Raw genomic sequence first — 11,623 nt, 5'->3', positions numbered from 1 at the left:
TCGCGTCTTTCGAACTCGCGTTAAAGGTAAACGTTTCCAATTATCGTCAAGCCTTATCGCCGCCCGATGGCAAGGGATTGCGGCGCGATCGCTTGAATAACGGTGTCCAGGTCAAATTCGTTTCCTGCTTCGTGCAGTGTTGCTTAGCGCACCGAATGTATATCTAAAGAACGATCCAATCGGCCGAAACACTCAAAACCAAAAGAGGCTTCACTCCGATGCGCTACAAGACGAGAACATCGCGCGGTGCGGTTGCAAAAGAAGTTGCAACGTCCGCTCTTTGTCAGCCGGCTATCGCAGGCGACGATAACCCAGCCAGTCGAGGTAACCCATGAAGCCGATCGCGTTCGGTGGACGCTTTGGATGGCTTCATCCCGGGCAAGGCCCGCATGGCGTGGTGATCTGCAGTCCGTTCGGTCATGAAGAACCGTGGTGTCACAAGGGCATCCGGTATCTTGCCGAGGAACTGTCCGCGTACGGCATTCCCGCGCTGCGCTTCGATTATCTCGCGACGGGAGACTCCGCTGGCGTCGACGGCCATGCCCATCATTTCGATGCCTTCGTGTCCGATATCGTCGCGGCCGTCGAGCGGCTCAAGGAGACCGGCGTGACGAGCGTGACGTTATGCGGCCTGCGTCTCGGAGCGACCCTGGCGGCGCTGGCATCGCGTCGATGCGAGGTCGACTCGCTCGTGCTGCTCGCGCCCGTTACGCGCGGGCACGCGTATCTGCGCGAACTGGCGGCGCTACGCAAGGTCTGGCTCGACAACCTCCCCGCGCCCTTGCGCGCCACGCAGCGCGACAAGCCGTTCAACGTACTAGGCCAGGTTTACAGCGACAAGCTGTGCAGTGAACTGGACGCGCTCGATCTCTCGAAGGCAATGGACGAACACGCTTCGATTCCCCCGCGCGCGCTCGTGCTCGATGCGCGCCCGCGCGCAAGCGCCGCGCTCGGTTCGACGCTGCGCGGACGTGGCGTCGAAGTCGAGACGGCCGTGATGGAAGGCTACTACGAATATGTCGATGAGACGAAGTCGTCGGTCGTACCGGCTCGCGCGCTTGCACGGGCCGCGCAATGGATCGCGGACGGCACCCCGGACACGCGCGTTCGAAGCCCGCTGAACAAGGGCGCACGGCCGAGCGTATCGCTGGACGACGAAGCGATCATCGATACGCCCGAGGCCCGCGAGCGCCCGGTCACCTTCGGCGCCAACGGCCTCTTCGGCATGCTCTGCGAACCGCGCGACAGGTTCGCGTTCGGGCCTGTCGTGCTGATCACGAATACCGCCGGCAGCGTGCATCACGGCGACAGCCGGCTGTCCGTGCGCATCGCGCGGGAAATGGCCCGGCGCGGGATTGCGTCGATGCGCATCGATGCGCGCGGCATCGGCGACAGTCCGCCGCGCACCGCGCACGGGCCGCTCGACCTGGTCCCGTCGATCCATGCAAGCACGACGATCGAGGATGTCGGGACCGCCGCCGCCTGGCTCAAGCGCAAGGGCTATCACACGGTCATCTCGTTCGGGATCTGCTCGGGCGCCTACAGCACCTTGCGTGCGTCGCTCGTGGAGCCGGCGCTCACGGCTGTGATCGCGGTCAACCTCGCGCGCTTTCACATTCCCGAAGGCATGTCGATGGCGGACCTGGAGGAGCTCCAGCGCAACTCGCTGAAGCGTGTTGGGCCGGCGATATTCAAGCCGTCCAAATGGTGGCTCGTCCTGAGCGGAAAGCGCAGGTTCCGGCCGATCGCGCAGGCGGTCGCGTCGAACTTGATCGCGCGTCTGCGCTCGCATAGGCTGGATTTGACCGGCAACCGTGCCGCCCCGCCCAAAGTCGATGCGTTGACGGACCCGCATGGCGTCGTTCACGCGCTCGAGCGCAAAGGCGTGCGGACATTGTTCATCTACGGTTCAGGCGACGAAGGCATGGAACAACTCAACGCGCATTTCGGCAAGCGCGGGAAGAAGCTGTCGCGTTTTTCGAAGGTCAAGGCTGTCGTTTTCGATGAACTCGATCACGCGCTTTTCGATCCGCGAGCGTCGGCCAAAGTCGTGGCGCTGAGCGAAGCGTTCATCAAGGATCTGAATCAGAAGGCGACGGCGCCCAAGCTGGTCGATCCGGTGTTGGCCGTGCCGCAACAGCAGCGTTAGGCAAGAAGCCGGGCCGCGAGCCCAAGACTTGCGCCCCGCGAGGGAGAGGGTAGTGAAACGATGGATGCGGGTGCTTTTAAAAGCGGCGTTGGTCGTCGTCATCGTGATGCCTTGCACGACGCACTATTTTGCGCAAGGCACCCCGTCCGCGGCATCGTGGACAGGCACGTGGTCGATGGCGCCCTCCATCATGGACGATCCCGGCTTCAACAACCAGACGGTGCGGCAGATCGTGCGCACCAGCATCGGCGGGACATCGGCGCGGATCCGCGTGTCGAATCTCTATGGCACCGCGCCGCTCGTGATCGGCAATGCGCGCATCGCGCGGCGCGCCCAAGGTCCCCAAACGGTGACCGGCAGTGACCGCGCCGTCATGTTCGGCGGCCAGCCGCACGTGACGATTCCGGCGGGCGCGTCGGTCATGAGCGATCCGGTCGCGTTTCAGGTCCCTATCCTCGCCGACGTCGCCATAAGCCTCTATTTGTCTTCGCGGACCCCGCCACGCTCGACAGGTCACGTCGACGGCTTACAGGACGTCTATATCGCTTCTGGAGACGTGAGCGCCGATCCCGCCTTCTCCGGCGGCACTGCGAATTCCGCGGGCGGTCAGTCCTACTATTTCATCACCAACCTCGACGTGCAAAACGACGCCGCGACGGGCTCGGTGGTCGCCTTTGGCGCCTCCATCACGGACGGCTTCAGGTCGAGCGCCAGCAGCAACCAGCGCTGGCCCAATCGCCTCGCGGTGCGGCTGCAGCAGGCCGGCATGACCGTGGGCGTGCTGAACATGGGGATCAGCGGCAACAACTTCTTCACCGATAGCGCCGGTCAGGCCGGTCTCACCCGCTTCGATCGCGACGCCCTCCAGCAACCCGGCGCGAAGTGGGTGATCATCTCGGACGATGCGATCAACAACCTGAACACCGACAATCCTTCGACTGCGCCGCAACTGATCAGCACGTTGCAGCAGCTGGTCGAGCGGGCCCATCGCGTCAACATCAAGGTGATCTGCTCCACGCTGACACCGTTCAGCGCAACGGGTGACATCGAAGCGGCGCGCCAGCAAGTGAATGCATTCGTCCTGAGCTCGACGAGCGGCTGCGATGCGGTGCTGGATCAGGCGCAGGCGGTGAGCGATCCGGCCAATCCCGCCGCGTTGCTGCCGGCCTATGACAGCGGCGATAAGCTACATCCGAACGATGCGGGTTTACAGGCGATCGCCAACGCGATGGATCTCAATGCGCTCGCAGCACTACCGCCGATCCGGGCGCCGTCGGCATGCGGTCAACTGGCGCCGGGTCAGGGTCTCGCGCGCGGTCAGAAGCTGTCGTCGTCCGACAACCACTTCAATCTCAACATGCAAGCCGATGGCAATCTGAGGGTGACGCAGTCGAGCGCGACACTCTGGTCGGCCGGCACGCGCGGGCCGGCTGCGGTCGAAGTGCGGATGCGGGAAAACGGCAACCTCGTCACCTTCGACGCCAATGGGACGCCTGTTGGGGAAAGCGGCACGCCGGGCAATCGCGGCGCCTACACGCACATGCAGAACGACGGGAATCTCCTCGATCTATACGCGCAGCGGCGCGGTATCCACGTATCGATAGCGACGGCTCGAGGCGAACGCCCTTGCCGGCTCGCGCGGACGAGGCGACTTATTTACGCGACCATGTCGGACGCTTATGTTCATGCAGTCTTCGCGTTGCAGCATTGTTCTTTCGACTCTTCTTTTTGGTGGACTTGAAGAGGATATCCATCACGGCCAGCAACGAGAGCGCGACCACCGCGACGAACACAATCGTCCCGATGATGCTTAAAATTTTCATATGCCCTCCGTCAGTTAAGGGGAAGCGCGGCTGCTTCGGATTTTTGTCACGCGTCGCTCTGAATGTCGACGCTCGTCGCGTTTTCGGGCGTTTTCAATGCTGGCTTTGGGTTCGGTGCCGCAATGGTCGCTGAATCGCGAAGATACGCTCGACGAACACAAGATTAGCCAGTTCAAACCCCTCTCCTCCAATAAGGATACGACGGTACCACAGGTTCGATTGCGTCGAAAAAGCGCCGTGTCGTTGCGGATCAAATTGAAGACTGTCGTCGTTGCGGCGATAAAACTTAGAGCAACTTTCCACCCCACAAACCCTGACCTCACTCGTCGATTGATGGCGTCCAGGATAGCCCACCATCTCCAGGTCGCGATTTTCCGACAATGAGGGTACATCGGTCACTCATCCTGCTCGTCACCCGGCAAGTCACCTGCGTCAACCGACGTCGCGATATTCAACGTTGGCGTCGTCATCAAAGCCCACTCTAAAACCAGTTTTTCTGGTCGACCACGGAAGCCCTGTTTCTTAAAACCGGCATCATTGTGGGTGCGGAAACGAACGGATATTTCCTCTCCAATACCTAAAATGCATTACATAGCACGTAATGAAACGATTCTGAATGAGTATCTTAACTTGCTGACAACGTCGCGCCTCCGGAATAATCGAAGCGCACCTCAGTGTTTTGACGAGCTTGGCCGCAATCATCTCCTATTGCAATCGTTGGCCTTTCAACTGGCGGGGGCGGCTGAGCTCTCAGACCGGTGGTTCCGAAGGTTCCAATTGCTCCCGTCGAAATGTTCTCGATTGAAAGATGTGAGCAAGCAAGCATCGTGCGGCCAATCAGGAGGTTCGCCACAGCCTAATGACGTTGCATGAAAACACATATAACCGTGCGCGACAATCAAGGCGCGATCTGGAATTGTCCGAGGTCGAATTGCGGACGCTGCGTTCACAACAGATAAAAGCGTAATAGGAATAACCCTGTGAGTGACGCTCCGAAAATCCCTCACAGGGCACTGCCCTCTAGATTTTCGGCTTCACCGGGCGAGCGTTCCATTTCCGCGAAATATGCATGATCGTTACGAGGAGAGAAGCTAATGTCACCTCCGACAATTCATGAAAGGGGCGTTTCCCGATGGCCACTACGTCTGTCACCTCCGACAACGCGGGAAAGGGGCGTCTCGCGATGGCCATTACGTCTGCTAGCGGGATTGTTAGTTTTGCTCGGGTTTGCGTTCGTCGCGGGCGGGAGTTGGTTGATCTGGCTCGGCGGTTCTGCGTATTACCTGGCAGCAGGCGCTGGGATTGTCGCGTCCGGAGTGCAGCTGTTCCGTCTTCGTCAGTCAGGAGCGTGGTTGTACGCCATCGTATTTTCCGGAACAGTGATGTGGACTGTTCGGGAAAGTGGCCTGGATTACTGGGGCTGGGTGCCGCGCCTTGGAGCGTTGACCCTCATCGCTTTTTTTCTGGCGCTGCTGTTGCCGATATTGAATGTTAAGAAGAAAGTGGCGTACTCCCTGGCCGCAATTATGGCGGGAATCTTTATCGTGGCGTCTGCGCTCGCCTTCGTGCCGTACAACGTCACGTCGTTAGTTGGGCCGTTTCCAGACAAGCCACTCGTAACAGCGAAGGCCAACGTTGCACCCCAACCTGACGGCGACTGGGCGGTTTACGGCCGCGACAATGATGCGACGCGATACTCGCCTCTAACGCAAATCACAGCTGAGAATGTCAGCCAATTGCAGCGAGAGTGGGTATACCGTACCGGCGATTTGCCTCCGGCTGGCCAGCGAAATAAATGGGCTGCAGAGACGACCCCACTCAAAATTGGCGACGCAGTCTACCTGTGCTCGGCGACGAACGATCTTGTGAGGCTCGACGCAGAGACTGGACGTGAAGTCTGGCGCTATAAATCAGGAGTGAAGTACCAAAACGTACCGTATACCGCGGCCTGTCGTGGAGTCGTGTACTACAGGTCGCAGACCATTTCTGCTTCGCTCCCGTGCAGGCAACGGATTATCGAAGCGACCTTGGACGAGCGGCTGATCGCAGTCGATGCTGACACAGGCAAGGCATGCGAAACGTTCGGCACTCACGGTCAGGTGGATCTCATGGTCGGAATGGGACCGTCTATGCCCGGCTTCGTTGCTGAGCCCTCGCCGCCGACAGTGGTCAATGGCGTCATCGTCACGAACCAGGAGGTGCTGGACGGCCAGCGTCGCTGGGCGCCGTCCGGCGTAATTCGGGGTTACAGCGCCGAGACTGGTATGTTTGTTTGGGCATGGGACGTCAAGCGTCCCAACGACCATGCCGAACCTCCGCCGGGTAAGTGGTACAGCCGTGGTACGCCAAATTCATGGACCATGATGGTCGGTGACGACAAGCTTGGCCTTGTCTATGTGCCGACGGGAAATTCCGCTGTGGACTACTACAGCGCGCTGCGCTCGCCGGAAGAGAACAAGGTCTCTTCCGCGATAGTGGCGCTAGACGCGCGTACCGGTGACCAGCGTTGGGTATTTCAGACTGTGCACAAAGATGTTTGGGACTATGACATCGCATCACAGCCCACGCTGATCGACTTCCCTGATAAGGATGGCGTCCCGATCCCCGCAATGATCGTTCCTACCAAGCGCGGGCAGACGTTTGTGCTAGATCGACGTAACGGTGCGCCGCTGACACCCGTCGAAGAGCGCCCGGCACCAGCAAGCGTCCTGGCTGAAGATCCTCTCGCGCCGACCCAGCCATGGTCGGTTGGTATGCCGCGACTCGGATTCGGCGATCTCAGCGAAAAGCAAATGTGGGGGCTGACGCCGCTTGACCAGCTCTATTGTCGAATCAAGTTCCGACGCGCACGTTACGAAGGTGAATTTACTGCGCCGAGCCTTACTCGGCCCTGGATTCAATATCCTGGGAATAACGGTGGGAGCGAATGGGGCAGCATGGCGTATGACCCGACAACTGGCGTGCTGATCGCCAACTGGAACAACACCCCGATGTACAACCAGTTGCTCACTCGATCTCAGGCTGACACGCGCCTCCTCAAGTCGATCGACGACTCGGCCTTCGACCCGGACGGAGGTGGGTCAGGGGCGCAAGCAGAGACACCTTATGGCGTTTCAGTCGGCCCCTTCGTCATGAGATACACCAACCTGCTGTGCAATGAGCCGCCCTACGGAATGACGACTGCGATCGACATGCACACCCGTCAGGTGTTATGGCAGCGCCCCCTTGGTACGGCGCGCGCCAACGGGCCTTTCGGCTTGCCGACCGGCTTGCCGATAGATATTGGGACACCAAATAACGGCGGTCCGATAATCACTGCTGGTGGCCTCGTTTTCGTAGCGGCAGCGACGGACAATCTTATCCGCGCGATCGACGTAAAAACAGGCAAGGTCATCTGGAGTGATGTTCTGCCGGCGGGCGGTCAGGCGACTCCGATGACGTATGAAGTGAATGGCCGCCAGTTCATTGCCATTGTTGCCGCGGGCCATCATTTCATGCAGACGCCGCCTGGAGACTACGTAATTGCATACGCTTTACCGAAGCGCGGAGCTTGAGATCGGCTCGAGTTGTCGTGCGCGACACGCAATGTCTGCAGTAGCATTCATCCCCATTTTCGCCGCCATGTTTGCACTTCGCAAGACTGTATTGTCTGCGTAATCTCGAGCCGAACGCCTGATCCAAGGCGGCAGCAAAAATGACGCTCGCCGCGCTCAACGACTTCATTGATGTGCGTTTTGTGCCCGATCGCCCGCAATTGAAGGACACGATGAAAATTGGTATGCCACTGACGCGTCAGTCGGAGAAGAACTCCGGGCTCCTGTCTAAATACCAGGCTACGCTATTTGTTAGTGGAAGATTTTTCATTTCCCTGCGCCAAAAGAAAGCCGCGCCCGCGCCTTCACAAATGCAAATTTGCGTCCATGACAGTGGCGGACGATACAAAAGCAGTTCCGCTAAACGCCCGCGACTGTCAACACGCCGACCCAGGCTCAGGAAATCGGCAGAAGCGGCGGGCACGCAAAGTTCTTCACTTAACTCGCGTGCCGCAGCATCATAAGCAGATTCGTCCGACACATCGACTGCTCCACCCCAGAAGCCCCAAAGCAATGGCGATATCTTGGTCTGACTGTCGCGCATCTGCAGTAGCGTACGACCAGCCGCGTCCCGGACGATCACATTTACGCTAGCCAAGGTTAGGGTGACATTATGCATATGAATGATTTCCTGGACCGCACGACAATTTCTGGTTTGCGAAAACTGGCCGATCCGACGGGGCATACGCACGTGCTTTCTCTCATCGATCCAGAATGGACCCAGCCCGTGGCGTTCGCGTCATGGCCGCCCTGCCAATGGTTGCTGCAACGTTTTCATGATGATGTTGAACAAAGGGAAGGACGACTATTGCCAACTCAAGGATCGGTTGCCGAGATCCTAGCATTTGGAAAGAAGCTTAACATCTACCCAAATTCGCGTTTATTTGTTCATTGCTTATCGGGGAAGTCGCGATCGACCGCGGCAGCCGTAATGGTTTGGGCCCAGGCGATGCCCGAAAGAAGCGAGTCCTCGATCATCGAACATCTTTTGCAAATAAGGCCTGAGGCTTGGCCTAATTCCTTAATGATCAAATACGCGGATGAATTACTAAGTCGTAACGGACGATTGATTCAAGCGACACGCGAGCTGTACAAGCGGGGGCTAGCAACGAATCCTGAATGGGCCCGCTCGCTCGAACGCATGGGGCGTTCTTCGGAAATCGTGCGGTAGCGAGAGGCAACTCCTATCGGAAATAAAAGCAATAGAAGGTGTTCCATCGGCCGTCAGGACCGTCCGACGGTCTGTAAAAATTCCATGGTCCGGACCGTTCCCGGAGAGGGTGTCATCACGGTTGCCTCGGGCAGGCCTTCATGCGCGTGACGTCCACGCCCGCCCAGTCCGCCAGCACGGCCCGCGCGTCGAACCGCGGGATGTTCTGTAGCGCTTCTTCTCCAGCCCGGTCAGCTCCACCTCATGACACCCTGCGGTATCGGCAGCGCCCCGGCCTTCGCATCAGACTCGAGGATGCGCTCGGCGAGGCTGTCGAACATCGACAGCGCCTACGCGCACAAACCCGTGCCCCTCCCCAGTTGGCGGTCGCTGTGCCGGCCTGTCGGAACTGCTCGACAGCGCAAAGGGTGTCGGCAAGACACCGATTTCCACACTGATTGCTCAGGCTCCTGAACTGGGCAAGCTATCGCGGCGCGAGATCAGTGCGCTGATCGGTGTCGCGCAGATCAATCGCGACTCGGGGCGCATGCGGGGAAGACGCACGATCTTCGACGGTCGCGGCAGCGTGCGGCAGGTGCTGTACATGGCTGCGCTAGTGGCGGCTCGCTTCAATCCTGCCATCAAGGTGTTCTATGACCGCTTCGTCGCCGCAGGCAAACCCAAGAAAGTCGCGCTCGTCGCCTGCATGCGCAAGCTGCTGACCATCCTCAACGCAATGGTCAAAACAGGGAAGCCGTGGGACGCTGTTTTTCATCAGTCGGATTCCAAAAACGCTTTACGTTCGAGAGAGTTGCTCAGGGCTTGCGAGATACATCTTGTATGACAAGCGTGTGCATGCTTCCCCACGCGGGCCGCTTGTGACTGTGCATTGGCGTACAAATCTGCGTTCCCCCACACATTAGAATCGATTTCAGCCATGACCGTACGCGTGTTGCGCGAAAGGCTTATGCAAGCCGTGTGAGAGGCAGGTGTTTTCTCGAACTCTCCCGCCGTAAAGAAATTAACAGACCCCCATGGTGACTCGAATGACTGCGGAAAGACGAATGGCCGATGGCGTTTTGCCATCGCGTGTGTGGGGCATCTGGCTTGTCGGAACGCTGTTGGCTTCTGTGCCACTGCTGATTACGTCGATCCCACCGCTTGGCCAGCACTTCTACAACATCGTAAGAATAGACATCCTTTCGCACCCGGCAGCGTACGCCGGCAATTTCGTAGTTCGGTGGGATCCGTTGCCCGATCTCGCGATGGATCTCACCGTTCCCTGGCTGACGAGACTCATGCCCGTGGCATGGGCCACCTGGCTGTTTGTGGTCGTGGAACTCGGGCTGCTGACGTCGGGCTGCGTGATGCTCAGCCGCGTCGTCAATGGTCGCTGGTCGTGGTTGCCGCTTAGCAGTTTCCTTCTGCTCTATAACTGGATGCTCATTCGCGGTTACGACAACTTCCTCTTCGGCCTCGGTCTTTGCTTTTGGGCGATCGCGCTTCATATCGCGCTTCGCGGCGCAACCGTGGCACGCATCGTCGCCTCATGCTGCACTGCGTTCATTATCTATTTCTGTCACCTATTTCCTCTCGCCGTTTTCGCACTCGTCACAGGCACCTGGGAATTAGGCTGCCTGATCCAGGAAAGGAAGTTTCGGATTCGTTCGTTGACGTTGCATGCGGCAGCGAGTCTCCTTCCATTAGTTGTGCCCGTTGTTTTGCTAGCGCACAGCAGTACCGGCGGACTTAGTGGATCGATCGACTTCGGCCTCGTTCATATCCGCACAAAGATCAACCAATGGCTCGACGTATTTACAATTGGCAATCGGGTGGCCGACGTGGCGATATTGTCAAGCTTGGGCTTGGCATTGGCCATCGGCTTACTACTGAGGTGGTGGACGTGGAAGCCGGAGTGCCGGATAACGGTGATGGCGCTTCCGCTCGTAGCGTTGTTTGCGCCGTTCTCCGCATTCGCTTCCTACGGCGTCGTCCCGCGATGCGCGCTGAGCTTCGCATTCCTGCTGACTGCCCTGGTTGACGTGCGGGCTTCCACGCCCCGCCTGCAGCGTGCCGCCGCGCTCGCGCTCGTGCTTGTGTTCGGTTTCCGGATTGCGACGGTGACTCACGACTGGCAGGCCGCGAAACCCACCATTGACGCTTACCGCAAAAGCTTCACATCCCTGAAGGTCGGGTCCGTCCTCTTCCAATACAAACAGGACACAACTTACCCATCCCCAAGAAACGATCCTCGCCGATGGAATCCGTATCTGGACAAGGTCGTCGCGCTCGCAACGCTCGACGGTGTTCTTGTGCCCGATCTTTATCTGAAGGCTGGCCAGCAACCTGTGCTCTACCGAGGCGAGAATGCCGCATTGAGGCGGTTCCAGGACGATAGCGAGAACGGCGACATTGAGTTCAAAGCGAACGACGCCATGTTGCGCGCATGGTCGACCGAGCTACAACAACGCTTTCCTGATCTTCAAAACCGGTTCACAGCTGTCTATCTTGCAGTGTTCGACCCCTATCGGCGTCTTTCGGAGACGCTGCCCGGCTGGCGCCTAGTCGCGACTTTGCCCGAACATCGGCTGTATGAACTTGCGTCCCCTTCAGCGCGGTTGCCGGGAAGCTGATTTTGCGCCTTACACCAAATTTATTGCACTTATGTGACCGGTCGCGCATTCGATTGCGAATGCCCTGTACAGCAGTAGAGGAACTGGCCTAACCTAATATTGCGATCCACAGATTACTAGAAGAAGCGCTTAGCGCTGGCGAGGACGTCGTGGGCCGGTCTGGACCAGCGGAAAGGTCTCGGATAGGCGTTGTTGAACTGGACAGATGGCGAATAGCCTGTCCGATTTGCCGGGGTGGAGTGATGAGCGCCGCGGCGGATGTGTATTGTGATTAG

Annotated in this window: 7 protein-coding genes and 1 pseudogene; 6 read left to right on the top strand and 2 right to left on the bottom strand. The window is 58.8% G+C overall.

Translation table 11 applies throughout. The features are described 5' to 3' along the window. Positions 1-331 precede the first annotated feature (331 nt). Both P0D89_RS33760 and P0D89_RS33755 read left to right on the top strand, forming a co-directional pair. Positions 332-2,149, top strand: coding sequence for a serine aminopeptidase domain-containing protein (locus P0D89_RS33760; RefSeq protein ID WP_408377780.1), 1,818 nt, complete (start codon positions 332-334; stop codon positions 2,147-2,149). A gap of 52 nt (positions 2,150-2,201) precedes the next feature. After that, entirely contained in the window at positions 2,202-3,890 is a 1,689-nt protein-coding gene (locus P0D89_RS33755; RefSeq protein ID WP_408377779.1) for a GDSL-type esterase/lipase family protein, read from the top strand. 175 nt (positions 3,891-4,065) lie between these two features. Here the strand turns inward: P0D89_RS33755 and P0D89_RS33750 are convergent, their stop codons facing one another. Further along, a complete protein-coding gene (locus P0D89_RS33750) occupies positions 4,066-4,371 on the bottom strand; it encodes a hypothetical protein (RefSeq protein WP_408377777.1) in 306 nt (101 codons plus the stop codon). A gap of 695 nt (positions 4,372-5,066) precedes the next feature. Here P0D89_RS33750 and P0D89_RS33745 point away from each other — a divergent pair. Continuing rightward, positions 5,067-7,526 carry a membrane-bound PQQ-dependent dehydrogenase, glucose/quinate/shikimate family gene (locus P0D89_RS33745; protein ID WP_408377775.1) on the top strand — a complete coding sequence of 820 codons (2,460 nt, stop codon included), beginning with the start codon at positions 5,067-5,069 and terminating at the stop codon, positions 7,524-7,526. Positions 7,527-7,764: 238 nt separating this feature from the next. On the opposite strand, the gene P0D89_RS33740 is transcribed toward P0D89_RS33745, so the two are convergent. Next, positions 7,765-8,184 (bottom strand): NUDIX domain-containing protein, encoded by a 420-nt coding sequence (locus P0D89_RS33740; RefSeq protein ID WP_408377774.1) that lies wholly within the window; start codon positions 8,182-8,184, stop codon positions 7,765-7,767. On the opposite strand from P0D89_RS33740, the gene P0D89_RS33735 reads away from it, so the two are divergent. The 3 genes and pseudogenes from P0D89_RS33735 to P0D89_RS33725 all read left to right on the top strand — a co-directional run bounded on the left by P0D89_RS33735 (position 8,185) and on the right by P0D89_RS33725 (position 11,348). Further along, on the top strand, positions 8,185-8,736 hold the full coding sequence (locus P0D89_RS33735; RefSeq protein ID WP_408354876.1) for a tyrosine phosphatase family protein: 552 nt from the start codon (positions 8,185-8,187) through the stop codon (positions 8,734-8,736). A gap of 382 nt (positions 8,737-9,118) precedes the next feature. Further along, positions 9,119-9,559 (top strand): annotated as a pseudogene (locus P0D89_RS33730) (transposase); the annotation flags it as partial. Between the two features lie 220 nt (positions 9,560-9,779). Beyond that, on the top strand, positions 9,780-11,348 hold the full coding sequence (locus tag P0D89_RS33725; protein ID WP_408377773.1) for a hypothetical protein: 1,569 nt from the start codon (positions 9,780-9,782) through the stop codon (positions 11,346-11,348). Positions 11,349-11,623 lie beyond the last annotated feature (275 nt).

Source organism: Paraburkholderia sp. RL18-085-BIA-A, assembly GCF_046027075.1.
In the GTDB taxonomy this organism is placed as follows: domain Bacteria; phylum Pseudomonadota; class Gammaproteobacteria; order Burkholderiales; family Burkholderiaceae; genus Paraburkholderia.
The sequence above is the reverse complement of the archived record's forward strand: the minus strand, read 5'-3'. Positions and strand labels throughout refer to the sequence as shown.